This is a genomic window from Arthrobacter sp. UYEF20, assembly GCF_040546335.1.
Taxonomy (GTDB): Bacteria; Actinomycetota; Actinomycetes; order Actinomycetales; family Micrococcaceae; genus Arthrobacter.
Genome location: NZ_JBEPNP010000004.1, coordinates 27566 through 51442, shown reverse-complemented (window position 1 = coordinate 51442; position 23877 = coordinate 27566). Strand labels below are relative to the sequence as shown.

At 66.3% G+C, this 23877-nt stretch carries 21 protein-coding genes; 7 read left to right on the top strand and 14 right to left on the bottom strand.

The window, feature by feature from the left end; translation table 11 throughout:
* Positions 1-21 precede the first annotated feature (21 nt).
* The 4 genes from ABIB26_RS06020 to ABIB26_RS06005 are packed head-to-tail and all read right to left on the bottom strand — an operon-like array spanning position 22 to position 3524.
* Positions 22-930 carry an ABC transporter ATP-binding protein gene (locus tag ABIB26_RS06020; RefSeq protein WP_354240529.1) on the bottom strand — a complete coding sequence of 303 codons (909 nt, stop codon included), beginning with the start codon at positions 928-930 and terminating at the stop codon, positions 22-24.
* Positions 920-1693 carry an ABC transporter permease gene (locus tag ABIB26_RS06015; protein WP_354240527.1) on the bottom strand — a complete coding sequence of 258 codons (774 nt, stop codon included), beginning with the start codon at positions 1691-1693 and terminating at the stop codon, positions 920-922. Before ABIB26_RS06015 ends, ABIB26_RS06020 begins: the two co-directional genes overlap by 11 nt.
* Positions 1690-2544, bottom strand: coding sequence for an ABC transporter permease (locus ABIB26_RS06010; protein WP_354240525.1), 855 nt, complete (start codon positions 2542-2544; stop codon positions 1690-1692). The genes ABIB26_RS06015 and ABIB26_RS06010 overlap by 4 nt, the downstream gene beginning before the upstream one ends.
* The gene (locus ABIB26_RS06005) at positions 2541-3524 is read right to left on the bottom strand and encodes an ABC transporter substrate-binding protein (RefSeq protein WP_354240523.1); all 984 of its coding nucleotides are present in this window, start codon (positions 3522-3524) and stop codon (positions 2541-2543) included. Before ABIB26_RS06005 ends, ABIB26_RS06010 begins: the two co-directional genes overlap by 4 nt.
* A 463-nt stretch (positions 3525-3987) precedes the next feature.
* Between ABIB26_RS06005 and ABIB26_RS06000 the strand changes: the two genes are divergently transcribed.
* On the top strand, positions 3988-4623 hold the full coding sequence (locus ABIB26_RS06000; RefSeq protein WP_354240521.1) for a DUF2461 domain-containing protein: 636 nt from the start codon (positions 3988-3990) through the stop codon (positions 4621-4623).
* A gap of 153 nt (positions 4624-4776) precedes the next feature.
* Here the strand turns inward: ABIB26_RS06000 and ABIB26_RS05995 are convergent, their stop codons facing one another.
* The 6 genes from ABIB26_RS05995 to ABIB26_RS05970 all read right to left on the bottom strand — a co-directional run bounded on the left by ABIB26_RS05995 (position 4777) and on the right by ABIB26_RS05970 (position 12754).
* A complete protein-coding gene (locus ABIB26_RS05995; protein ID WP_354240519.1) occupies positions 4777-6348 on the bottom strand; it encodes an amino acid permease in 1572 nt (523 codons plus the stop codon).
* A 151-nt stretch (positions 6349-6499) separates the two neighbouring features.
* Complete coding sequence (locus tag ABIB26_RS05990) at positions 6500-6907, bottom strand: DUF779 domain-containing protein (RefSeq protein WP_354240517.1); 408 nt, start codon at positions 6905-6907, stop codon at positions 6500-6502.
* 16 nt (positions 6908-6923) lie between these two features.
* Entirely contained in the window at positions 6924-7934 is a 1011-nt protein-coding gene (gene adhP, locus ABIB26_RS05985; RefSeq protein WP_354240933.1) for an alcohol dehydrogenase AdhP, read from the bottom strand.
* Between the two features lie 164 nt (positions 7935-8098).
* Positions 8099-9622 (bottom strand): acetaldehyde dehydrogenase ExaC, encoded by a 1524-nt coding sequence (gene exaC / locus ABIB26_RS05980; protein ID WP_354240515.1) that lies wholly within the window; start codon positions 9620-9622, stop codon positions 8099-8101.
* Between the two features lie 125 nt (positions 9623-9747).
* Positions 9748-11139: a GAF domain-containing protein gene (locus ABIB26_RS05975; protein ID WP_354240513.1), complete on the bottom strand. Its 1392-nt coding sequence runs from the start codon at positions 11137-11139 to the stop codon at positions 9748-9750.
* Between the two features lie 178 nt (positions 11140-11317).
* Entirely contained in the window at positions 11318-12754 is a 1437-nt protein-coding gene (locus ABIB26_RS05970; protein WP_354240512.1) for an FAD-dependent oxidoreductase, read from the bottom strand.
* Positions 12755-12928: 174 nt separating this feature from the next.
* Here ABIB26_RS05970 and rarD point away from each other — a divergent pair, with 174 nt between their 5' ends.
* Positions 12929-13954, top strand: coding sequence for an EamA family transporter RarD (rarD, locus tag ABIB26_RS05965; protein ID WP_354240510.1), 1026 nt, complete (start codon positions 12929-12931; stop codon positions 13952-13954).
* A gap of 47 nt (positions 13955-14001) precedes the next feature.
* Here rarD and ABIB26_RS05960 read toward each other — a convergent pair whose 3' ends face one another.
* A complete protein-coding gene (locus ABIB26_RS05960; protein ID WP_354240508.1) occupies positions 14002-14874 on the bottom strand; it encodes a universal stress protein in 873 nt (290 codons plus the stop codon).
* A gap of 198 nt (positions 14875-15072) precedes the next feature.
* Here ABIB26_RS05960 and ABIB26_RS05955 point away from each other — a divergent pair, with 198 nt between their 5' ends.
* Positions 15073-15867 (top strand): AMIN-like domain-containing (lipo)protein, encoded by a 795-nt coding sequence (locus ABIB26_RS05955; protein ID WP_354240506.1) that lies wholly within the window; start codon positions 15073-15075, stop codon positions 15865-15867.
* Between the two features lie 150 nt (positions 15868-16017).
* On the opposite strand, the gene gabT is transcribed toward ABIB26_RS05955, so the two are convergent.
* Positions 16018-17373: a 4-aminobutyrate--2-oxoglutarate transaminase gene (gene gabT / locus ABIB26_RS05950; protein ID WP_354240504.1), complete on the bottom strand. Its 1356-nt coding sequence runs from the start codon at positions 17371-17373 to the stop codon at positions 16018-16020.
* 91 nt (positions 17374-17464) lie between these two features.
* On the bottom strand, positions 17465-18895 hold the full coding sequence (locus tag ABIB26_RS05945) for a gamma-aminobutyraldehyde dehydrogenase (RefSeq protein WP_354240503.1): 1431 nt from the start codon (positions 18893-18895) through the stop codon (positions 17465-17467).
* A 143-nt stretch (positions 18896-19038) separates the two neighbouring features.
* Between ABIB26_RS05945 and ABIB26_RS05940 the strand changes: the two genes are divergently transcribed.
* The 3 genes from ABIB26_RS05940 to ABIB26_RS05930 all read left to right on the top strand — a co-directional run bounded on the left by ABIB26_RS05940 (position 19039) and on the right by ABIB26_RS05930 (position 22576).
* Positions 19039-20481, top strand: a complete 1443-nt coding sequence (locus ABIB26_RS05940) for a PucR family transcriptional regulator (protein ID WP_354240501.1) — start codon at positions 19039-19041, stop codon at positions 20479-20481.
* Between the two features lie 161 nt (positions 20482-20642).
* On the top strand, positions 20643-21899 hold the full coding sequence (locus ABIB26_RS05935; protein WP_354240500.1) for an MFS transporter: 1257 nt from the start codon (positions 20643-20645) through the stop codon (positions 21897-21899).
* Positions 21896-22576 (top strand): FadR/GntR family transcriptional regulator, encoded by a 681-nt coding sequence (locus tag ABIB26_RS05930; RefSeq protein WP_354240498.1) that lies wholly within the window; start codon positions 21896-21898, stop codon positions 22574-22576. Before ABIB26_RS05935 ends, ABIB26_RS05930 begins: the two co-directional genes overlap by 4 nt.
* Positions 22577-22848: 272 nt before the next feature.
* Here ABIB26_RS05930 and ABIB26_RS05925 read toward each other — a convergent pair whose 3' ends face one another.
* A complete protein-coding gene (locus ABIB26_RS05925) occupies positions 22849-23385 on the bottom strand; it encodes a hypothetical protein (RefSeq protein ID WP_354240496.1) in 537 nt (178 codons plus the stop codon).
* Positions 23386-23573: 188 nt separating this feature from the next.
* Here ABIB26_RS05925 and ABIB26_RS05920 point away from each other — a divergent pair, with 188 nt between their 5' ends.
* Entirely contained in the window at positions 23574-23864 is a 291-nt protein-coding gene (locus tag ABIB26_RS05920; RefSeq protein ID WP_354240494.1) for a hypothetical protein, read from the top strand.
* The last annotated feature ends 13 nt before the right edge of the window (positions 23865-23877 follow it).

The window sequence follows — 23877 nt, the reverse complement described above, 5'->3', positions numbered from 1 at the left end:
TCTTTGTTGTGCTGTAAGTGGCTAGGCGATGTCGGCACCAGAGGCGACTGCCGACGTCGTGCCCGCCGCAGAGGTAGGTGCAGCAGAACCTCCGGCTGCCGCAGCCGATCCTGCTGCCGCCGGGCGGTGGCCCTTTTTGGCGAGCTGGATCTGCTCGTAGACGTGGTGGCGGAGTTCGGTGAAGCGCGGCAGGGACCGGGTCTCCAACTGGTCGCGGTCCTCCGGGAGATCGATCACGATGTCCTCCTGGACCACGGTCGGGGAGCTGGAGAGGATGATGACCCGCTCGCCGAGGTAGACGGACTCATCGATGTCGTGGGTCACGAAGAGCACCGTGATGCCCAGCTTCTTCCAAACGGTGCGGATCAGGTCTTCCAGGTCCGCCCGGGTCTGGGCGTCCACCGCCGCGAACGGCTCGTCCATCAGCAGGACCTCGGGCTGGTAGGCGATCGCCCGCGCAATCGCCACGCGCTGCTGCATGCCTCCCGAGAGCTGCCACGGGTAGGACCGCGGGACGTGGGACAGGCCCACAGCCTCGAGGGCCTCGTCCACCAGCCGGTCACGCTCCGCCTTGGGCACGCCCTGGTTCTTCAGCGGCAGCTCCACGTTGTCGCGGACCCGCATCCAGGGGAAGAGCGAGCGGCCGTATTCCTGGAACACCACGGCCATCTTCTTCGGCGGGCCCACCACGCGCTTGCCGTCCAGCAGCACCTCGCCCTCGGTCGGGGCCATCAGCCCGGAAATGCACTTCAGCAGCGTGGTCTTGCCGGACCCCGAGGGGCCCACCAGGCAGGCCAGCTCCCCCGCGCGAAGATCGAAGGTGAGGTTCCGGACCGCTTCGACGCCGCCGCCGTCGGTCTGGTACACCTTCTTCAGTCCGCGGACGGAGAGCATCGGCTCCGGGTCCGCGTGAGTTGAGTCAGGCTGCATTTTCTACCTCTTTCTGGCCGTGGTACCAGCGCAGGATATTGCGCTCGGCCCACTGGAACATAAATGACAGGCCCACGCCCAGCAGGCCGAGCACTACGATGCCGGACCACATTTCCGGGATGGCGAAGGACCGCTGGAACTGGACGATGGTGAAGCCCAGTCCCGAGGACGAGGCAAACATTTCGGAGATGACCATCAGGATCAACCCCAGGGACATGGACTGGCGCACACCGGCCATGATCTGCGGGCTGGCCGACGGGAGCACCAGGTACCGGACCCTGGCCCAGCCGTCGATGCCGTAGGTGTGGCTGGAGTCGGACAGCACCGGATCCACGGCCCGGACGCCCTCGATGGTGTTCAGCAGCACCGGCCAGACGCAGCCGGAGATGATGACCACGACCTTCATGGAATCCGTGATGCCCATCAGGAGAATCAGCACCGGCACCAGGACGGGCGGCGGAATGGCGCGGAAGAACTCCAGCGTCGGCTCCAGCAGGGCGCGGAGCCATTTGATCGAACCGATCAGGACGCCGCCGACCACGCCGATCACGATCGCCGCGACGACGCCGACCAGGAGCCTGCCGAGGCTGGGCAACACGTCGGAGAAGAAACGGGGGCTGAACCAGACCTCGCCGAATTTGTTGACCAGGGTGGCCGGGGTGGGGACGAAGAAGTTAACCGCCCCCAGGGTGGAGGCCCACCAGAGCAGGACCAGCAGCACGGGCAGCGCCAGGACGTAGCCGAGGGTCTTCAGGGCTTTCATGCGATCACCTCGGAACGGACGGAGGAGTGCCAGGACAAGGTCTTTTTCTCAATGAAGCGCATCAGCATGTTAATCAGCACGCCGATCAGGCCGGTGGCCAGCACCAGGGCATACATCCCCGAGATGGCGCCGCCGGACTGCGCGAGGGCGATTTCGCGGCCCAGGCCCGGCGAGCCGATCACCAGTTCCGCCGTGATGGCCAGGACCAGCGCCACCGTGCCGGCGAGCCGGACGCCGGTCATCAGGTAAGGCAGGGCGGTGGGGAACACCACGTAGCGGATCCGCGCCATCCGGCCCAGGCCGTAGGTCTTCGCGGTGTTGTTGGCGACCATGTCGACGTCGGCCACCCCATAGAGGACCTGGATCAGGACCTGCCAGAAGGCGGCGTAGACGATCAGCATGAGGGACGATTCAATCTTCACCCCGAACAGCAGCACCGCCAGGGGAATCAGCGCCACCGACGGGATCGGGCGCAGGAACTCCACGGTGGAGTTGGTCGCCTTCCGCAGGAAGTCACTGGAGCCGATGATGAAGCCCAGCAGCACGGCCAGGGCGACGGCGATGACGAGGCCCAGGAACCAGGCCACCATGGTTTCGCCCACCGAGATCCAGAAGGCGGTGAGCCCGAAGTCCCGGACCAGTGCCACAATGACCTCGCTGGCCGGGGGCAGATAGCGTTCATCGATGATGCCCAGCCGGGGAATAAGCTCCCACGTGGCCAGGAACCCGAGGATCCCAACGGCGCCGAGCAGCTGCTTCACCGGCAGCTTGCGGACCTGCCGGCGGTCCCGCCCGCGGTCCCGTCCCACACTGGGGGCGGGACCGCGGGAAGCTATTGCGTCTGAACTCATGGCAGGAGATCGCCGGCGCTCGGGGCCTTGGTCAGCGTGCCGTACTTGGCGGCGGCGTCGCCGAGGGTCTTGAAGGCGTCCTTGTTGAATTCAACGCGGTAGTGCGGCAGTACCATCTTGGCGCGGGTGGGCTCGTCGATCTTCGTGTACGTGCCGACGATGTCGCGGACTTCCTGCGGATGCGCCTGGGCGTATTCCAGGGACTTGTTCATGGCCCGGGTGAACTTCTGGGTCAGTTCGGCCTTGCCCTTGATGGTGTCCGCCTTGGTGAAGTAACCGGCGATGTCCAGCTCCGGGCTCATGTCCACGAAGTTCGAGGAGACGATGGTGCCACCGTCGGCGACAGCCTTGGACAGGAATGGCTCCAGGATCCAAGCGGCATCGACCTGCTTGTTGGCCAGGGCCGCCGGGGCGTCCGGGAACGCCACCTCCACGAACTTGACGCTCTTGGGATCGCCGCCATCCTTTTCGACAACCGACTTGATGGTGGTGTCGCCGATGTTGGAGAGGTTGTTCACGGAGACGGTCTTGCCGGCTAGGTCCTTCGGCGACTGGATGCTTGAGCCGGCCGGAACGACGACCCCGCCGATGTCCTTGCCCTTCTCGCCCGTGGTGGAAGCTCCGTTGGCGACGAACTTCAGGTCGAGGCCCTTGTCCTTGGCGACCATGACCGAGATCAGGTTGGAGAAGGCGAAGTCGAAGCTGCCGCTGACCACTCCGGGGACGATCGCGGCGCCGCCGGTGGCCGTCTGGATGTCCAGCTGCAGGCCTTCTTCCTTGAAGAAGCCCTGCTTGTCGCCGAGGTAGATCGGCGCGCAGTCGACGATCGGAATGACGCCTACGCTGACCTTGGTCAGCGCGGTGCTGCCCGTGGCTCCGCCGGTGGTGGCACCGCCGGTGGAACTGGGTGAGCCGCTTCCACAAGCCGAGAGGCCCAGGACCGACGCGGCGGCCAGGACGGCGATAATACGACGTTTCATGTTCACTCCTATGTGCCCATGGCATGGGAACTGCGTGCCCCCAACACCCAAGGTGTTCGCTGTTCGAACAGACGTTCAAAATAAGTCTGATCTAACCATAATGTGAGGTCAACCACATTGGGAGCATTGTTACAGCTCTGAGACTGGCCGAAGACGGCGCCCCTGCGGCCTTCCGTTGCCTGGCTCGCCAGAGGTGCTGGTCTTTGGAGGCGAGCCGCCGGTCAAGATTGTTGAAGAAGACACCCACCTCGTTCACCGACTCCTCGCGGTGGCCGAATTGCTACACCCGACGTAGCTACCGCCGCCGAGGCTGCCAACAAGGTCTGATCCTTAGGCCTGGTCCGGGTTCGCCCGCGCACTTCAAACACCCCGTCACAGGATTGCCATGGCAGGGTGTTTGCGTCTTTCCACATATGGGCTGCGCCCCTCGCGGTGAGGCACGCCATGTCCCTAGGATGCATGCATGACCCCATTTGCAGGCATCCCTGACGCCGCCTTCGAGTTCTATGCGGAGCTGGAACACAACAACAACCGGGAATGGTGGCTCGAACATAAGGCCACCTATGACTCCGCGGTCAAGGAACCGCTGGCCGGGCTGCTGGCCGCGCTTGAAACGGAGTTCGGCGAAGCCAAGCTTTTCCGCCCCAACAGGGATATCCGGTTCTCCCTGGACAAATCGCCCTACAAAACCGCGCAAGGGGCGTTCGCCTCGACCGCGGAGGGCGTGGGCTTCTACATCCAGCTCAGCGCGGACGGCCTTCTCATCGGAGGAGGCTGCCACACCCACACGCCGGCGCAGCTGGCACGCTTTCGCAACGCCGTGGATGCCGAGGCCAGTGGCGGAGTCCTGCAGGGGATTGTGCAGGGGGTTCAGTCGGTCGGCTTCGCGGTAGAGGGCGAGAGCCTCAAAACTGTCCCGAGGGGTTTCGACAAAGACCATCCCCGCGCGGAACTGCTGAAGCACAAGTCGCTAAGCGCAGGGATGCATCTGGGACGGCCCCGCTGGCTCTCCACACCGGACGCAGCCGGAGAGGTGGCCCGACGCTGGGAGGAGCTGCGGCCACTGGTCGAGTGGATCGGCCGTTACGCCTCGCCCTGAGGCGAGCCTCTTTTGATGCCAAGTGGTAAACCGATCCGGACGGCCAAACGCCGAATTCGCCGGAGCCGTGCCCAGTTCGCCGGGAGCACCCGGCGAATTTGCACGTCTCCAGCGAATTCGTTTTTGTCGGCGGTCGGGACCGGCCACTCCCGATCAGGAGCGGCTGAGCGCGTCCTGGTCCTCGGCCGCGGCCGGCACGGAGGCGTCGCCGGCGGCGTCGCCAGCCGGGCCGTTGACCGAAGCCTTGGCGTCCGCGAACTTCTCGTTCAGCCGGGAGTGCCGCTGGCCGTAGGAGAAGTAGATGGCTATGCCGATCACGAGCCAGATTGCGAAGAAGATCCAGGTCTCCACGGCCAGGTTCGTCATGAGGTAGAGGCAGAGAACTGCCGAGATAATCGGGAGTACCTTCCCGAACGGCACGCGGAATGCCGGTTTCAGGTCCGGGCGCTTCTTCCGCAGCACCAGGATGCCCAGGCTGACGGTGACGAACGCGGACAGCGTGCCGATGTTGATCATTTCTTCGAGCAGGTCCACGTTGGTCAGCCCGGCGACCACAGCCACCGCGGCCCCGCAGATGATCTGGAGGCGGACCGGCGTCGCGCGGGTGGTGCTGGTCTTGGACAGGGAGCGCGGCAGCAGGCCGTCGCGGCTCATGGCCAGGACCACGCGGGAGAGACCCATGAGCAACACCATGATCACCGTGGTCAGGCCCACGAGGGAGCCGAAAGCGATGATCTTGGCGGCGTCGGTATTCCCCACCGCTTCGAAGGCGGTGGTCAGCGTCGGGTTCTCGGCCTCGGCCAGCTGGGTGTAGGACACCATGCCCGTCAACGCCAGCGACACCAGGATGTAGAGGACAGTAACGACGGCGAGGCCACCGAAGATGCCCCGGGGCAGCGTCTTCTGCGGGTTCTTGACCTCCTCGGCCGAGGTGGCGACGACGTCGAAGCCGATAAAGGCGAAGAAGACCAGGGCGGCGCCGGCGAAGATGCCCATCGTGCCGTACTGTGCGGGGGCGGCTCCGGTGAGGAAGCCGAAGAAGGACTGCTTGAGGACTTCAGCAGTTCCGCTACCCCCGGTCGGCTCCGAGGCGGGCACGAACGGGACGTAGTTCTCGAACTTCACGTACGAGAAGCCCACAACAATGACGAAGAGCACGACGGCGATCTTGATCAGCGTGAAGACGTTGCCGACCCGGGCCGACAGCTTGGTCCCGAGGACCAGCAGCACGGTGAACACCGCGACAATCAGGAAGGCGCCCCAGTAGAGGTCCATCCCGCCCAGGGAGATCGACGGCGGAATGTCGACGCCCATCAGGGCGAACACCTTGCTCAGGTAGATGCCCCAGTACTTGGCGATCACGGCGGCGGCGGTGAACAGTTCAAGGATCAGGTTCCAGCCGATGATCCAGGCGAGCAACTCGCCCATGGTGGCGTAGGTGAACACATACGCGGAGCCTGCCACGGGAATCGCGGTGGCGAATTCGGCGTAGCACATGATCGCGAGCGCGCAGGTGATGGCGGCGATGGCGAAGGAAATGGTCACCGCCGGTCCAGAGAAATTCGCGGCAGCCTTGGCCCCGACCGAGAAGATACCGGCGCCGACGGCAACGGCGACACCCATGATCATCAGGTCCCAGGAGCTGAGCGAACGCTTCAGCTTGCGTCCGGGTTCATCGGCGTCAGACATCGACTGCTCGATGGATTTGGTCCGGAATAAGTTCATTGGAAAGTCCACAATCTCGGTAGCTTGTTGGAAACAGACCTATCCAGATTAGTGTCCATCCACTGGACGGCCATTTTTGTCCCACATACTGAGACGAAAGGGGTCTGTGCAGGTCTCCCTGCACAGACCCCTTTCGGATCCGTCCTCCGGTTTAGACCGGCCAATCCATCAAAGTGGACCGGATCAGGAACCGCTTACCTTCGGGCGACTCCACCGAGAAACCGCTCCCCCGGCCCGGGACCACGTCCACGGTCAGGTGCGTGTGGCTCCAGTAGGTGAACTGCTCCTTGGACATCCAGAACTCCACCGGCTGGGGCCGAAGCCCATCCGAAATGTCGAACAGACCCAGCAGTACGTCCGAGTCCCCGGTAATGAACTCCCCTGCCGGATAACACATCGGCGAGGAACCGTCGCAGCAGCCGCCGGACTGATGGAACATCAGCGGTCCGTGCTGGATCCACATTTTGAGCAGAAGTTCCACCGCCTCCGGGGTGAGCGCCACCCGGGAGAAGTCCTCACCGGGGCGGGTCACGGCGGCGTCGAGCTTTGTCTCTGGCATCAGTGCCCTTTCTTGATCAGTACTTGATAACCACGCGGCCGTCGATCTTGGCGTGCTTCATTTCGTCAAGAACAGCATTCACTTCGGGGAGTTCCCGCGTGGAGACCGTGGGATGGATCTTGCCCTGGGCATAGAATTCCAGGGCTTCCTGCAGGTCCTGCCGGGTTCCCACAATGGAACCGCGGACTGTCAGGCCCTTGAGCACAATCTCAAAGATCGGCGCCGGGAAGTCACCCGGCGGCAGGCCGTTGAACACAATCGTTCCGCCGCGGCGGGCCATCCCGATCGCCTGGCCGAATGCTGACGGGTGCACAGCTGTGACCAGGACTCCATGGCAACCTCCGGTTTCGCGCTGGATGACTTCGGCGGGATCCGCGTGCAGGGCATTGACGGTCAGCTCCGCACCATGCTTCTTGGCCAGGGCGAGCTTGTCATCTGCAATATCCACCGCAGCAACTCGGAGGCCCATGGCAACCGCGTACTGGACGGCGATGTGGCCGAGTCCGCCGATGCCCGAGATGGTGACCCACTGGCCGGGCCGGGCCTCGGTCATTTTGAGTCCCTTGTAGACGGTCACTCCGGCGCAGAGCACCGGGGCCACCTCCACGGGGTCCGAGCCAGCCGGGATCCTGGCCGCGAAGCGCGTGTCCACCAGCATGTACTCGCCAAAGGAGCCGTTAACGCTGTAGCCGGCGTTCTGCTGCGCTTCGCAAAGGGTTTCCCAACCGGTGCGGCAGTACTGGCAATCGCCGCAGGCGGACCAGAGCCACGCATTGCCTACGAGGTCTCCGAGGGCCAGGTCCGTGACACCCTCACCGAGGGCTACGACCTCGCCGACTCCTTCGTGGCCGGGGATAAAAGGCGGGGTCGGCTTCACCGGCCAGTCGCCTTCCGCGGCGTGGAGGTCTGTGTGGCAGACGCCGGTGGTCAGTACCTTCACGAGTGCCTCGCCGCGTCCCGGCACTGGGATGGGGAGGGTCTGGATCTGCAGGTCCTTGCCGAATTCGGTTACTACTGCGGCTTGCATTGTCGTCGTCGTCATTGTCGTCGTCATGGCGAAATCCTTGCGTCATCAAGCTTGAGTGTGGCGATAGGGCGTGTGCAGTGAGCCGGCGTCCGCCCGCGCTGGTGTGCAAATGGTACGGGCGGGACGGACCACTCCTTGATCCGCCCCGCCCTGTTTGGTGCGGCTTAGAAGAAGCCGAGCTTGTTCTCGTTGTAGCTGACCAGGAGGTTCTTGGTCTGCTGGTAGTGGTCCAGCATCATGGAGTGGTTTTCGCGTCCGATGCCGGAGGACTTGTAGCCGCCGAACGCAGCCCCTGCGGGGTAGGCGTGGTAGTTGTTGACCCACACCCGGCCGGCCTGGATCTCGCGGCCCGCCCGGTAGGCGACGTTGCCGTTGCGGGACCAGACGCCGGCACCCAGCCCGTAGAGGGTGTCGTTGGCGATGCCCATGGCGTCGTTGTAGTCGCTGAAGCGGGTCACGGAGACCACCGGGCCGAAGATCTCCTCCTGGAAGATCCGCATCTTGTTGTGGCCCTCGAAGATGGTCGGCTGGACGTAGTACCCGCCGGCGAGGTCTCCTGTCATTTCGGCACGGGAGCCGCCGGTGAGTACCTTGGCGCCCTCCTGCTTTCCGATGTCGATGTAGGAGAGGATCTTTTCCAGCTGGTCGTTGGAGGCCTGGGCGCCGAGCTGCGTCTCCGTGTCCAGCGGGTTGCCCTGGATGATCTTCTCCACCCGGGCCACGGCATCGGCCATGAAGGAATCGTAGATGCCCTCCTGGACCAAGGCGCGGGACGGGCAGGTGCAGACTTCACCCTGGTTGAAGGCAAAGAGCGTGAAGCCCTCCTGGGCCTTGTCGTAGAACGCGTCATTGGTGTCCGCGACGTCGTTGAAGAAGATGTTCGGGCTCTTGCCGCCGAGCTCCAGGGTGACCGGGATCAGGTTCTGGCTGGCGTACTGGCTGATCAGGCGGCCCGTGGAGGTTTCACCGGTGAAGGCGATCTTGCGGATGCGGGGGCTGGAGGCAAGCGGCTTGCCCGCCTCGACGCCGAAGCCGTTGACGACGTTGAGGACGCCGGCTGGCAGCAGGTCGCCGATGAGTTCCATCAGCACCAGGATCGAGGACGGCGTCTGCTCGGCCGGCTTCAGGACGACGGCGTTGCCGGCGGCGAGGGCCGGCGCGAGCTTCCAGACGGCCATCAGGATCGGAAAGTTCCAAGGGATGATCTGCCCTACGACACCGAGCGGCTCGTGGTAGTGGTAAGCGGTTGTGTCGTCGTCGAGCTGTGACAACCGGCCTTCCTGGGCGCGGACGGCGGACGCGAAGTAGCGGAAGTGGTCCGCGGCGAGGGGGATGTCGGCGTTGAGGGTCTCGCGGATCGGCTTGCCGTTGTCCCAGGACTCGGCGACGGCGAGCATCTCGGTGTTCTCGTCGATCCGGTCGGCGATCTTGTTCAGGATCGCGGCGCGCTCGGCGACGGAGGTCTTTCCCCAGGACGGTGCGATCTTGTGGGCGGCGTCCAGCGCCAGCTCGATGTCCTCGGCGGTGCCGCGGGCAACTTCGCAGAACGCCTTTCCGGTCACGGGGGTGATGTTTTCGAAGTACTGGCCCTTGACCGGGGCAACCCACTCGCCGCCGATCCAGTTCTCGTAGCGGTCCTTGAAGGTGACCTTCGATCCCTCGGTACCGGGCTGTGCGTAGACAGTCATTGCTAGCTCCTTTGCTGTGCAAGAGTGGTGGCGGCCAGTTCATGGCGGCAGCCGTTGCACCCAGCGTAGGAGCCGGGAGGTTGCAGTCAGGTTGCAACCGAAGTGATCCGGGTCACGCAGCACCCTCAGGCGCTGAGTTCGCTGTCCAACCGTTCCAGATCGGCGACGACGGCGGCCCGCTTGGGTGAGCGTGGCGGCAGCAGCCTCAGCGCCGCGCTGCGGACCTCGACGTCGTCCCTCGCCTCCGGCAGCCCGGCGTATTTCAGCAGCGATTCGGCGCTGCCGTCGGTCAGCACAGCCTCCCGCAGCAGGGAGGACACCCGGTTCCGCAGTTCGGCAATACCGGGCGCTTCCGAACGCGGCAGCACGGCACCGCGGTAGATCTCCAGGGCGATCCGGTGGGCGCCGCGCTGCAGGCAGTTGAGGACCTGTCCGGAGTCCGGCACCAGATCCATCGGCAACCGGTAGGGCCGGGATTCCGGAACCGCGTCCGGGTTAAGCTGCTGGAGGACCTTGCGCAGGCGCACCATCTCGGCCCGCAGCGTCATGGTGGAGGCCTCCCCGGGGTACAACAGGGTGCAGAGTTCCTCAGCGTTGAGCCCTTCGGGGTGGGTGCTGAGCAGTGCCAGGATTTCGCTGTGCCGCCCGGACAGGGCCACGGTGCGGCCATCGATGCTGAGCAGGGCCTGGTCCCGGCCGAGGAGCTGGAGAGTGTTGCGGTAGAGGCTGGTGGCGGCGGCGGCGCCCGCATGCCCCGCCCTTGCGGCGGACGCCGGGCTCCGGCGTCGGGACGGCGAGGACTGCCGCGCTGCGGCCGATTGGAGGCGTTCCACCCGCAGATGAGCCTGCGCCGCGGCGACGGTGGCCTCGACCAGGGACAAGGTGTGCGGCGCGACGGCGGACTCCGTGCCGGTGATGTCCACAACTCCGAGCAGGGCGCCGGAATCGGGATCATGGAAAGGCACGGCCGTGCAGCTCCACGGGTGGACGGAGCGCTTGTAGTGTTCGGCCCGGGAGATCTGGACGCCCCGGCCGAGGGCCAGCGCCGTGCCGGGGGCGCTGGTGCCGACGGTCGCCTCGGACCAGTCGGCGCCCGGGACGAACATCATGCCCTCGGCCCGGCGCTGCATGGCGGCGTCCCCCTCGACCCAGAGCAGCCGGCCCATCTCATCGCCCACTGCCACCAGCATGCCGCTGTCGTGGCTCGGCAGGACCAGGAGTTTGTGGATCACCGGCATGATGGCGGCCAGCGGATGCTGCCGCCGGTACTCTTCGAGTTCGTCGTGGTCCATGACCAGCGGGGCCTCGGGGTTGTCCGGGTTGGCGTGCAGTTGCGCCGAACGCCGCCACGATTCCTGGATCAGGCCGCTGAGGCCCGGCAGCTGCAACCCCTCGGGGAACACGCGTCCACAGGAGTCCAGCTGCTCATGGCCGGCACTGGCATACTGCTGGCGCAGCTCTGCGGTGACGCTACCGGCTGGATGGACCAGGGCCGCCGGACGGACCACATTCCTCATTGAACTCCCACCTGACGGGCGCGACGGCGTGCCGGAGGCAGCCACGTCCGGCCCAGTCTAGTGGGCGCGTCCGGTGCCCGCCAGAGCGCGGGAACCGCCCCCTTCTAACCGCGGGAGATCTCGACCATGTCCTCGCGCGGGACCACCTTGATGCGTTCCCGCACGACGCCGCTGGCGTCTAACCGCGGGAGATCTCGACCATGTCCTCGCGCGGGACCACCTTGATGCGTTCCCGCACGACGCCGCTGGCGTCCTCCTGTGCCGACCATTCCTCGCCGAGCGCAAGCTCGTGCGCATCGAGCTTGATCCAGCCTTCCCAGGTGGTGTACTCGACGCCCCGCTCCTCCAGGAGATCGATGATGGCCTGCGGGTCCGGGTTTTGCGCGGGCGGCAGTGTCAGCCGGTCCTCGAGCAGGAAGCCGATGGTCTCGAGCGCGTCGCCCTTGGTGTGGCCGATCAGGCCCACGGGTCCGCGCTTGATCCAGCCGGTGGCGTAGATTCCGGGGACCGGATTGCCCTCGGCGTCGAGCACGCGCCCGCCCTCGTTGGGGATGACCCCGCGGCGCGCGTCGTATTCCAGTTCGTCCAGCGGCGAGCCGTGGTAGCCGATCGCCCGGTAGACGGCCTGGACCGGGTAGTCGAGGAATTCGCCCGTGCCCTTGACGTTGCCGGTGCCGTCCAGCTGCATCCGCTCGAACTTGATGCCGGCCACACTGCCGGGCTTGGCGGCGTCGTCGTAGATCTCCACCGGGCTGTGCAGGAAATGCAGGTGCAGCCGGCGGGAGGACGGCTCCTCGGCCTCGGCGTGCTCCTCGACGAGCCAGTTCGTCAGCGTGTTGACCATGGTGCGGATCTGGTTGTTGCTGCGGATGGCCTCGTCGGAGGTCTCGTCGAACTCGAAATCCTCCGGGTACAGGACGATGTCCACATCTCCGGCGTGGCTGAGCTCGCGCAGCTCCAGCGGGGTGAACTTCACCTGGGCCGGCCCGCGCCGGCCGAACACGTGCACGTCGGTGACCGGGGAATTTTTGAGGGCCTGGTACACGTTGTCCGGGATCTCGGTGACGAGCAGTTCGTCCGCGTGCTTGACCAGCATGCGGGCCACATCCAGTGCCACGTTGCCGTTGCCGATCACCGCGATTTCCCTGGCGTCCAGCGGCCAGTCGCGGGACACATCCGGGTGTCCGTCGTACCAGGAAACGAAGTCAGCCCCGCCGAAGGAGCCCTCGAGCCCGACGCCGGGGATCTCCAGCTCCGCGTCCTTGATGGCCCCGGTGGAGAAGATCACGGCGTCGTAGAAGGCGCGGAAGTCGTGCAGGGTCAGGTCGCGGCCGTAGGTGACGTTGCCGAGGAAGCGGATGTCCCCGCGGTCCAGGACCTTGTGCAGGGCGTTGACGATGCCCTTGATCCGGGGATGGTCCGGGGCCACGCCGTAGCGGATCAGCCCGTACGGCGCCGGGTACGCCTCGAAGAGGTCGATGCTGACCTCGAAATCGCCGTCCTTGACCTCATTGGACTTCGTCAGGATGTCCGCGGCGTAGACGCCGGCCGGTCCCGCGCCGACAATCGCAACGCGGAGCGGACGTTTGGACGTGGTTTCGGCCGGGTTGGACAACGGGAGCCCTCCTGAATCTTAGCGGCTGCGCCGGTTGATGCAGCGCACAATCCCCTATTCTAAATGTCCGCGGGAACCCGTGGGGCCCTGCCGTGACTGAGATCGCAGGGATCCGCGCCCTCCGCGGGAACAAAAGGCAGGAATAGGGGCACGGCAGCTGGTGTTATTGATCTTGTGCCTAAACCCGACGGATCCTCCTCCCCCGCCACGCTGACCGCCTTGGGTGCGCCTGCACCCTCGGGAAGCCCGTCGCCGCAGCAGCCGGCGGCGCTCAAGGCCGTGGACAAGGACACGACGGCGGGTGTCCTGTTCGGGATCGGCGCTTACGGGCTGTGGGGGCTGATGCCCCTGTACTTCTTCGTGCTTCAGCCGGCCGGCGCGGTCGAGATCGTGGCCAACCGCGTGCTCTGGTCCCTGCTTTTCTGCGTCCTGCTCATCACGATCACCCGGTCCTGGCGCGTGCTCGGAGCCGCCTTCCGGAACCGCACGGTCATCTTTCCGCTCGCCATCGCAGCGGTGCTGATCGCGGTGAACTGGCTGACCTATGTCTACGGTGTGACCACCGGCCAGGCGGTGGAAGCCTCACTGGGCTACTTCATCAACCCGCTGGTCTCCGTGCTGCTGGGCGTCTTCGTCCTGAAGGAGAAGCTGCGCCGGCTGCAGTGGGCCGCCGTTGGAATCGGCTTTGTAGCCGTCGGCGTCCTGACGGTCTCCTACGGGAAGCTGCCCTGGATCGCCCTGACCCTGGCGCTGAGCTTCGGCCTCTACGGCTTCGTCAAGAAGCGCGTCGGGCCGCGGGCGGACGCGCTCACCAGCCTCTCCGTCGAGACCATCGTGCTGGCTCCGGTGGCCGCCGTGACCATGATCTTCCTCGGCGTCAGCGGAGCAGCGACGCTCGGTGCCAACGGCGCCGGACACTTCTGGCTGCTGGCGGCGTCCGGCATCATCACGGCCGTGCCGCTGCTGTTCTTCGGCGCGTCCGCCCGCCGCCTGCCGATGACCACGATCGGCCTGCTGCAGTATTTTGCCCCGGTCCTGCAGTTCATCGTGGCGCTGGCCGTTTTCAAGGAAACCATGACCACGGACCGCTGGATCGGTTTCGGCGTCGTCTGGCTTGCGCTGCTGGTGCTCACCGTGGACATGCTGCGGACCGCGCGGAAGAATTCCGTCACCCGGAAGCTGGCCCGGGCCGCCGCCTGAACCCCGCCCAACGCTCGCGCGGGGCTTGGTTGCGCAGGGGTGGTTGGTCAGAGCTCCGGGTTGGAATCGACCCCTTCGTAGTCCCGCGGGACTACCACCATCGGAACCGGCAGGGCGCGCAGCACCTTGTTGGCGGTGCTGCCGATGAAAAGCTTGTTCTTTTCCGCCAGCCGGGACGAGCCCACGATCATGATCTCGCCGTCGTCCCACTCAAGGTCGTCGATCGCTTCCTCGATGGTCCTGCCGTGCGCGACTTCAACGTTCACGGTGTGCCCGGCGGGGAGCCGGTGGGAGGCGTCGGTGAGGACAGTGTTGGCGTGGATATGGGCAGCGTTGATGTTCTCGCCGCTGTCTCCTTCGGCGTCGAGCTCCACAAGCGAGACGAGCCGCAGCGGGACGCCGCGGCGTTCTGCGGATTTGATCGCGGCGCCGATGGCAGCCTCCGCGCCGGTGCGCTGGCCCACCGCGAGGGTCAGCCGCGTGATGGGCTCCGTGCGCCGGTAGCCGCGCGGCGCCAGTGCCACCGGCACAGGCGAGGCATGGAGCAGGGCGTTGGCCACACTTCCCACGCTGTACCGCTTGAACAGGCCGTTGCTCGCCGCGCCCACCACGATCAGGCCTGCCTTGTACTCCACTGCCGCATCAATCAGGCCCGCCGCAAACGACTCCGCCGGACGGTCGTGGAACCGGGCCTCCAGCCCCTCCGGTACCAGGGACAGTCCCTCGCGCTCCACGCTGAGCACTTTCTGTTCAGCGGCGCCGACGCGGCTTCTCTCCAGACTCGGGGCGAGGGAGGGGGCACTCCGGTCCACCACATAAACCAGATCAAGGTCCGCCCCCTGGGCACGGGCCATGGCCGAGGCCAGGGCGACGGCGTCGGCGCCGCGTTCGTTGGGTGTATAGCCGACTACGTATCGCATGTATGAACCCCTTATGGGTCTGGGCAGAAGCCAGCATTGCTCCGGGGATTCCGGGCGACGTCGGCCGGTCTGCGTTCCTGCAGTGGTAGGAACGACTCTAGCCCAGCGGCGCGGAATAGCCCGTGATAATTCGTGACTTTTGGCCCTGAGCAGGGGAATCTTCCGCGCCTAGGCTGGAATGGTCGAGGGGAGCCCACCGTGGGTGCGATCAGAGCACAGAAAACCGGAGCAAGGAACGTCGGACTGGGGTTGCTGGCACTGCTGCTGACTCTCACAGCCTGTACCCCGTCCACGCCACCACCCGGCGGAAGCAGCCAGGCCACGGGCTCCGCCTCGGCATCGTCTGCCGCCGCACCGACTGCCGCCGTACCGTCCGCGACCGCCAGCGTGCCGGGCGACACCGACGAAACCGGGCCGCCGCAGACCGGCGACAAGGTGATTTCCTCCAAGATCGCCCTCGACTGGTCCTGGCCAGGCCCGGGACGGATTTTCAAGGCCACGCATGAGAACCCGGTGCCGCTTTCTCCGCCGCCCGCGGCCCCGCTGCCGACGCTCGCCGCGATCGGGGCAGGCCAGCACCCCGCGGAGACTCCGCCCTTCGACCAGCTCAGCTTCCGTTTTAGCGGCGGTTTCCCCAGCTACGAGGTTGTGTTTGTTCCCGAACTGCTCGCCGACGGCAGCGGACTGCCGGTTCCGCTGCCGGGCACCGGGGCCATCCTCAAAGTGGTGTTCCGCGGCGCCCAGGCGCACACGGCGGACGGCACGGCGAGCACCGTCAAGAGCGCTCCGGCGCCCAACATCGGCTACAAGGCCCTCACCAGCTACGCCCCGGCCGGCGACTTCGAAGGCGTGCTCAGCTACGGCATCGGTGTGGGCCGTCCGATGGGAACCGTTCCGCAAACCAAGGTGCGCGTATACGAGGTCGAAAAGATCGAACAAGGGCAGCACCTGTATGTCGTGGCAATCCAGCTGGACTCCACGCAGTGGAAATAACACGGTGGGGATAACAGAGTTTAGATAACAGAGTTTAGATAACAGAGTTTAGATAACAGAGTGGAGATATCACCGCGGCAATAACACCGCGAGATAACAGCAGAGCCGCGGACCTGCTGGTCCGCGGCTCTGCTGTTATCTCGCGGCCTGTCAGGCGTTGGCCTTGATGGCCGCGGCCAGGACCTCGAGTCCGTCCAGCAGCAGCTCGTCGCTGATGACCAGCGGGGGCAGCAGCCGGACGACGTTGCCGTAGGTGCCGCAGGTGAGGATGATGACACCCTCCTTGAGGCAGGCCGCGGCGACGGCCTTGGTCAGTTCCGGATTCGGTTCCTTCGAGCCGGCCTGGACCAGTTCGATCGCGAGCATGGCGCCGCGGCCGCGGACGTCCCCGATCACCGACTGCCCGACGGCGAGTTCGCGCAGCTTGTCGAGGGCGATCTCCTCGATGTGCCGGGCGCGGCCGTTGAGGTCGTACTGCTCCATCGAGCCGATCGAGGCCAGTGCCGCGGCACAAGCGACCGGGTTGCCCCCGTAGGTGCCGCCGAGGCCGCCCGGGTGGACGGCGTCGAGCAGCTCGGCGCGGCCGGTGATGGCGGACAGCGGCATGCCGCCGGCGATGCCCTTGGCCATGGTGATGATGTCCGGAACCACGCCTTCGTGGTTCACGGCGAACCACTCGCCGGTGCGGCAGAAGCCGGATTGGACCTCATCGGCGATGAAGACGATGCCCTTGTCCTTGGCCCAGGCCGCGAGTGCCGGCAGGAAGCCCTCGGCAGGGACGATGAAGCCGCCCTCGCCCTGGATGGGCTCGATGATGATCGCCGCCACGGACTCGCCGCCGATCTGCTTCTCGATCATGGTGATGGCGCGCTTGGCGGCCTCGGCACCGGTGATCTCCGGGTTTTCCTCGCGGTAGGGGTAGCTCATCGGCATCCGGTAGACCTCGGGCGCGAACGGGCCGAAGTTGGTTTTGTATGGCATCGCTTTGGCGGTCAGGGCCATGGTCAGGTTGGTGCGGCCGTGGTAGGCGTGGTCAAAGGCGACGACGGCGTCCCGGCCGGTGGCCAGGCGGGCCACCTTGACGGCGTTTTCCACGGCCTCGGCGCCGGAGTTGAAGAGCACCGTGCGCTTCTCGTGGTCGCCGGGGGTGAGGCGGTTCAGCTGCTCGGCGACGGCGACATAGCCTTCGTAGGGCGTGACCATGAAACAGGTGTGGGTGAAGTGCTCCACGGCCTCCTTGACGGCGCCGACGACGGCCGGATCCGAGGCGCCGACGCTGGTCACGGCGATGCCGGAGCCGAGGTCGATGAAGGAGTTGCCGTCGACGTCGTGGATGATGCCGCCGTCGGCGTCGGCGACGAACACCGGAACGCTGGACGCGACGCCCGCAGCGACCACAGCCTTGCGGCGTTCGGTCAGGGCGAGGGACTTGGGGCCCGGGAAGTCGGCCTGGACGCGGCGTTTCTGCTCAAGACGGTAGGTGATGTCATGTGCGGTGGTGGTCATGGGAAAGCCTTTCTAAGCGTGCGGGTGAGGCGCGTGGCGTGATGCGGATGGGTTATGCGTATGGGCTATGCGACTGGGTTATGCGTCTGGGCTATGCATCAAGTGCGGACATGACGTGCTTGATGCGGGTGTAGTCCTCGACCCCGTACATAGACAGGTCCTTGCCGTAGCCGGACTGCTTGAAGCCTCCGTGCGGCATTTCGGCCGTGAGCAGGATGTGCGTGTTGATCCACACGGCGCCGAAGTCCAGGTCGCGGCTGACGCGCATGGCGGTGCCGTGGTCGGTGGTCCAGACGCTCGAGGCCAGGGCGTACTCGACGTCGTTGGCCAGCTCCACGGCCTCGTCCTCGGTGCTGAATTTCTGCACCGTGATGACCGGTCCGAAGGTTTCCTTCTGGACGATGTCGTCGCTCTGCTTGGCGCCGGTGACGATGGTGGGCTCGAAGAAGAATCCTTTATCGCCGGCGCGGTGGCCGCCGGTCTCGATCTTGCAGTTCGCCGGCAGGTGCTCCACAACCGAGGTCACCGCGTTGAAGTGGTTCACGTTGTTCAACGGCCCGAAGTAGTTGTCCTCGTCGTTCTGCGATCCCGTGTGCAGGGTCTTGGTGTGCTCCACCATGGCTGCCACGACGTCGTCGTGCACCTCGTCCTGGACCAGCACGCGGGTGATTGCGGTGCAGTCCTGGCCGGCGTTGAAGAAGGCGAATTCGGCGATGGCCGCGGCGCTCTTCTTGATGTCCGCGTCCTTGAAGACGATGGCGGGGGCCTTGCCGCCGAGCTCCAGGTGGGCGCGCTTGAGACCCTTGGCGGCACCGGAGGCGACGGCGATGCCGGCCCGGACCGAGCCGGTGATGGAGACCAGCCCGGGGACCTTGTGCTCCACCATCATGGCGCCGGTCTCGCCGGTGCCGAGGACGACGTTGAGGACACCGGCCGGGAAGATCCCGCCGGCCAGGCGGGCCAGGACCAGGGTGGACTCGGGGGTGGTGTCCGAGGGCTTGAGCACCACGGTGTTGCCGGCCGCCAGGGCGGGGCCGATCTTCCAGATCGCCATCAGGAACGGGTAGTTCCACGGCGCCACCTGGGCCACCACACCGATCGGCTCGCGCCGGACGTAGGAGGTGTGGCCCTCGAAGTACTCCCCGGCGGACTTGCCTTCCATGATCCGTGCGGCGCCGGCAAAGAAGCGCAACTGGTCCGCGCCGGCGGCAACCTCCTCGGAGGCGATCAGGGAGCGGACCTGCCCCGTGTTGCGGTGCTGCGCGTCGACGAGTTCGTCGCTGTGCGCCTCGACGGCATCCGCGAGCTTGAGCAGCATGAGCTGGCGCTGCCCGGGCGTGGTGTGCTTCCAGCTCTTGAAGGCATCCCTCGCGGCGGTCATGGCGGCGTCGACGTCGGCCTGCACCGAGATGGGTGATTTCGCCACCACGTCACCGTTCGTGGGGTTGACGATGTCCAGCATGCCGGTGCCGGCGGGCGTGACAAATTCGCCGTTGATGAAGTTCTGCAAGGTTTGAACCACGGTGTACAACCTCTTTCGCGCTGAAGGGCCCTGATTAGACTGCTCCGAGCCTATGCCAGGTGTGCGGGGCTGGGAATAGTCACCTGCACACCGTTGCCGCGATACTTTAGTGCGCTTGACCAGCCCCCGGCTATCCTGAATCCATGGCCATTTCACTTGCAGCCCTGCTAGGGGTCCCGTCCCTCAAGCTGACCAAGGCGGGCCTCGCGGAAACCACCTCGCACCAGGACATCCTCTGGGTGGCCGTCACGGAACAGGAGGACCCGCAGCGGTTCCTCAACGGCGGCGAACTCGTCCTCACCACCGGCATGCGGCTGCGGAGCGCCCCGGACCAGCGCCGCTTCGTCCGTCAGGTCCAGCGGGCGGGCGCCGTGGGGATCGGCTTCGGAATCGGCCTGACGCACGACGACGTGCCGCCGGCCCTGATCGCCGAGGCCAACCGCTGGGGCCTGCCGGTGGTCGAGGTCCCCTACGAGACGCCCTTCATCGCCATCGGCAAGCTCGTGGCCGACGCCCAGTCCGCGGACCACTACTCCAAGCTCGAGCGGCTCATCGCCGGGCACCAGATCCTGGCCCGGGCCCTCCTCACCGGCGGCGGCCTCGCCGAACTGCTGAAGCACCTCGGTTCCATGCTGCGGACCGAGATTGTGCTGACCCAGTTCACCGCCCAGCTCTACAACAGTGTGGCGGGCCATCCCGCCCCCAGCACCGACGGCTGGGCCTCCTACCCCATCCCGACCGGCCGCCGCGATGCGTGCACCCTCTGGATCAAACAGCCCTTCGAGGACTCCGGCATTGTGGGCTACGCCCAGAACCTGATCAGCGTCGAGCTCAATAACATGGTCAAGCAGCGCCAGTCGCAGCGCGCCCTCGCCGGGCAGGTCCTCGAGGACGTGATCCACGGAACCCTGGATTCTTCCGAAGCCACCCGCCGGCTCGCCGGTATCGGCATCAACAGCACCCGCAAGAATGTGGTGCTGCTCGCCGAGTCGGCGGCGCACCACAAACAGCTCGGCAGCTCCGCACTGCCGCAGCCGCTGGATAAGGCGGTGAGCGCCGTCGTCGGGAAGGACCTGATCGTGGTGATCCCCGACGACGGCAGCGGCGCCAGCGGGCTGGCCCGCAGCCTCAGCGACCATCTGGCCGAAGCCGGCCTGCATGCCACGATCGGGATCGGCGGGGCGTACACAAAACCCAACGGGCTGCGCTGGAGCTATTTCGAGGCCCGCGATGCCGCCAGCCACGGCCTGCCCGTCAACGAACCCGAGCGGCTCAGCCTGACCTCGCTGCTGCTGGCCAGCGAGGATGTTCCGCTGGCGGATATGGCGAACGAGTCGCTGAATCCGCTCCGCAGCTTCGACGCCACGCACGGGGCCGAACTCATGACCACGCTGGAAAGCTACCTCAACAACAACGGCTCGGTAGCCGCCGTCGCCGAGGACCTCACGCTGCACCGGAACACCGTCCGCTACCGGCTGGCCCAGATCACCGAGCTCACCGGTTATGACCCGGCCCAGACGGCGGACCGAGTGCAGCTATGGCTGGCTCTCGCCGTGCAGCGGCTGAGCGCACGCCACCCGCGCTGAGTCCGCCCGGAGTAACGCCAGATCGGCCCCATCCGGACTCCAGTCAGATCCGAATGGCTCTATGGCACCATCGTCGTGCAACGGCTACCGCTTTGCGAGATATTTGCCACTTAACTCTGGTTCCCCAAACATCAAACGTCTAACCTTTAAAAATGGTAAGCATGGCTAGCAGCACGGCGGCGTCCGCCCTCCCCGAGACAGCATCTTCCCCCGGCCCGGATCGCGGGCGGCCGCGCGGCGTCGTCGTGGCCGGAATCATCGCACTCGTCCTGATCGGGCTCAACCTGCGCGCCGGCATCACCGGGGCAGCCGCCCTGTTCCACGACCTGCAGGCAGTCCTGGGCTACGGACCGCTGATCGCTGCCGTCATCCCGTCGATCCCGACGCTGTGTTTCGCGGTGGCCGGCGCCGCCACGTCCTGGCTGACCCGGCAACTCGGACTCGAGAAGGCCATCCTGCTCTCGCTCATCCTGCTGGCCGCAGGGCTCCTGCTGCGGGCTATCCCGTCCACCGGAATGCTGCTCGCCGGCACCGTGGTGGGCATGTCGGGGCTGGCCGTCTGCAATGTGGCGATGCCATCCTTCATCAGGGTGCACTTCGCGGACCGCACGTCTCTCATGACCGCCCTTTACACAGTGACCATGACCACGGGCGCCACGGTCACCGCCGTCCTGATCGTCCCCGTGGCGCAGGCGCTCGGATCGCCCTCCGCGGGCGTCGGATCCATCGGCTTCATGGCCCTGTGCGCCTGCCTCGGCTTCCTTCCGATTGCAGTGCATGCCCACAGGAACGCGTCCGCCGTCAAGGCCGCCCGGGTTTCCCCCTGGCCCCTGCTGCGCACCCGCACCGGAGCACTGATCACGCTCGGCTTCACGGTCCAGGCACTCCTGGCCTACGCGGTGCTCAGCTGGTTCCCCTACATGCTGGTGACGATGGGGATGACCGCTTCCGCGAGCGGGCTCATGTTCGGGCTGATGCAGCTCGTCTCCGTCCCCGCCGGCATGGTGCTGGTGGCCATCGGATCCCGCCCGCGCAGGCTGCGGGCCGCGTTCCATCTGGCCACCGTGACAATGGCGCTCGGCGTCCTGGCGATGCTGGTCCTGCCGGTCGACTGGGCGCCCCTGACGGCGGTGCTGCTCGGCTTCGGGCTCGGCATCTTCCCGCTGGTCATGGTGATGATCAGCCGCGGCGGCCGCACCACCGAGGAGACCACGGCATTGTCCACCGTGGCCCAGTCCGCCGGCTATCTGCTGGCGACCCTCGGGCCCTTCGGCATGGGCCTGCTGCACAGCGCCACCGGTTCCTGGACCCTGCCGTTGATCCTGCTGCTGGCTGTGGCCCTCGGCCAGATCGCCGTCGGCCAGCTCCTCACGGCCGGGCCCAAAACTCCGCAGTCCGCCGAAAGGACCCCGCGATGACCCTCACCGCTTCGCACCGGCCCCCGCTGGTGGACGAAATCACCGCCAAGCTGCGGGCGCTGATCCACTCGGGCGAGTGGCCGCTGCAGCAGCGCATCCCGGCGGAACCGGAGCTGATGGCGGCCTTCGGCGTCTCCCGCGGCACCCTGCGCGAGGCCGTCAAGGCTCTCGCCCACAGCGGCATGCTTGAGGTCCGCCGCGGGGACGGCACCTACGTCCGGGCCACCAGCGAGATTGCCGGTGCCACACAGCGCCTGTATCAGGACCATTCCCAGGGGCACATCCTCGAGGTCCGGGTGGGCCTGGACACCCAGGCGGCCCGGCTCGCCGCCCGGCATGCGACGGCCGACGCCGTCACCGCCATGCGCGAACTGCTCGCCGCCCGCCGCGTTGCCTGGCTGGCCGAAGACTACCCCGCGTGGGCCCGTGCCGACTGGGACTTCCACGTGCTGGTGGCACAGGCGTCGGCCAATCCCCTGCTGCATGAGCTGTACGTCAGCTTCGGCGTCTTATTCCACAATGATCTCCTCCGGCAGCAGCGCCGGGGAGGCTTCAACGGCCTGCCGCCTGAAGGCCACGGCGAACTGGTGGAGGCGATCGCGGTCCGGGACGAGGCGGCCGCCGTCGAAAGCGTCACCCGGAACCTGAATTCCTGCGCGGACTGGCTACGGGAGTAGCTGAATAGGGTTTCTGCAAGGTCGCCGGAAGATGCTCAGTCCCAGCGGTTCGCCCCCGACCCAGACCTGCTGGCGGACGGCAGTTTTATCGGCCTCGTCAGCGCCGAATTTTGACGGCCGGCTCCTGCGCCCAGCAGCAGGGGCCCGGCACGACAAAGGCCTCCGGGCCGGAACCGACGTTCCGTCCGGAGGCCTTTGTGTTTGCTCCAACGATCAGCCGCCGACCAGCGGCGCGCGACGCTCATGGCGGGGCGAGCGCGGCGCGAAGAAGATCAGCGTGCCAGGCCCTTGAAGACGTTCTTGGGGCGCTGCATTTCGCCGTGCTTGGCGCCGAGCACAATCACCCAGCCGGCAAACACCGGGATGGCCCACTGCAGGATCTTCAACTGCTCCTGCGCCGAACGGAGCTCCTCGGACGCGCCTGGCTTGGGCTCCGTTGCACCCTTGGCACCTTCGCTGGCCAACTTGTCCACCTTTGCGCCCTGCAGGCCCGCGTACAGCGTCACGGCGGCACCGGCGAGGGTGACGACGGACTTGTAGACAGTCAGCCGGGTTACGCCGTCCTGCTTGGCCATGCGGTCCTTGTTCTCCCACACGATGGCGAGGCCGGAGAGGATGTGCGCGCCGAAAGCGGCCGTCTGGAACGGGGCCCACTTCTTCCAGCCCAGGCTCGAGAGCCGGGTGCGTTCCGCGGAGTCCCGGGCTTCCGCCGCCGCACCGTTGAGCCCAATGGCGCCCATCAGCGAACCGCCGAACCAGGCGCCTGCCGTCAGGTCGTGAATGGATCGGGCAACAAGATTACCTGCCATGTTGAGCTTCCTATCGTCTGTAGTCGAATCCGGAATCGCGGCGGCCGCCGCTGACGCGGGTGCCGCGGGGCATGTCCAAAGCGCGGGCATGGTCCAACTATAGTAAGCACACTTAGCAACAAGTTGGTAGACCTGGCGTCGGGGCGCCTCGACCGCAGGAACGCGGTTCCTGCGGGTAAAATCGGGCCATGGAAGAAACCGGTCAGCTCTTTGGATGGGCCTTCGGCGAGAGCTCCCGGGCGGACGAGCCGGGCTACGTGGACCGCCTGCGGGAGTCCGCGCTGGCGAACGCGAAACAGGCGGCCGCCTCGCGCGGTTTCGAAGTGGAAGCCGGGACGGAAAAGTACGCGGTGATCGACCGGGGCGAGACCCTGATCGAAGTAGACACCGCCCCCGGCGGCCTCATTGTCCGGTGCACAGTGACGATAGTGGGTGCCGGCGCGGGCGACATCCACGCCGAAGGCCCGATGAACGGCTGACCAGGGAGTACCT

What these genes read in the sequence shown, in the direction of transcription:
- ABIB26_RS05990 (WP_354240517.1), bottom strand. Translation starts at nt 6,907, where the DNA reads ATGCCAGAGACAAAGCTCGACGCCGCCGTGACCCGCCCCGGTGAGGAC.
- ABIB26_RS06010 (WP_354240525.1), bottom strand. Translation starts at nt 2,544, where the DNA reads ATGAGTTCAGACGCAATAGCTTCCCGCGGTCCCGCCCCCAGTGTGGGA.
- ABIB26_RS06005 (WP_354240523.1), bottom strand. Translation starts at nt 3,524, where the DNA reads ATGAAACGTCGTATTATCGCCGTCCTGGCCGCCGCGTCGGTCCTGGGC.
- adhP (WP_354240933.1), bottom strand. Translation starts at nt 7,934, where the DNA reads ATGCAAGCCGCAGTAGTAACCGAATTCGGCAAGGACCTGCAGATCCAG.
- ABIB26_RS05935 (WP_354240500.1), top strand. Translation starts at nt 20,643, where the DNA reads ATGGCTAGCAGCACGGCGGCGTCCGCCCTCCCCGAGACAGCATCTTCC.
- exaC (WP_354240515.1), bottom strand. Translation starts at nt 9,622, where the DNA reads ATGACTGTCTACGCACAGCCCGGTACCGAGGGATCGAAGGTCACCTTC.
- ABIB26_RS05975 (WP_354240513.1), bottom strand. Translation starts at nt 11,139, where the DNA reads ATGAGGAATGTGGTCCGTCCGGCGGCCCTGGTCCATCCAGCCGGTAGC.
- ABIB26_RS05920 (WP_354240494.1), top strand. Translation starts at nt 23,574, where the DNA reads ATGGAAGAAACCGGTCAGCTCTTTGGATGGGCCTTCGGCGAGAGCTCC.
- ABIB26_RS05930 (WP_354240498.1), top strand. Translation starts at nt 21,896, where the DNA reads ATGACCCTCACCGCTTCGCACCGGCCCCCGCTGGTGGACGAAATCACC.
- ABIB26_RS05940 (WP_354240501.1), top strand. Translation starts at nt 19,039, where the DNA reads ATGGCCATTTCACTTGCAGCCCTGCTAGGGGTCCCGTCCCTCAAGCTG.
- ABIB26_RS06020 (WP_354240529.1), bottom strand. Translation starts at nt 930, where the DNA reads ATGCAGCCTGACTCAACTCACGCGGACCCGGAGCCGATGCTCTCCGTC.
- gabT (WP_354240504.1), bottom strand. Translation starts at nt 17,373, where the DNA reads ATGACCACCACCGCACATGACATCACCTACCGTCTTGAGCAGAAACGC.
- ABIB26_RS06015 (WP_354240527.1), bottom strand. Translation starts at nt 1,693, where the DNA reads ATGAAAGCCCTGAAGACCCTCGGCTACGTCCTGGCGCTGCCCGTGCTG.
- ABIB26_RS06000 (WP_354240521.1), top strand. Translation starts at nt 3,988, where the DNA reads ATGACCCCATTTGCAGGCATCCCTGACGCCGCCTTCGAGTTCTATGCG.
- ABIB26_RS05995 (WP_354240519.1), bottom strand. Translation starts at nt 6,348, where the DNA reads ATGAACTTATTCCGGACCAAATCCATCGAGCAGTCGATGTCTGACGCC.
- ABIB26_RS05960 (WP_354240508.1), bottom strand. Translation starts at nt 14,874, where the DNA reads ATGCGATACGTAGTCGGCTATACACCCAACGAACGCGGCGCCGACGCC.
- ABIB26_RS05925 (WP_354240496.1), bottom strand. Translation starts at nt 23,385, where the DNA reads ATGGCAGGTAATCTTGTTGCCCGATCCATTCACGACCTGACGGCAGGC.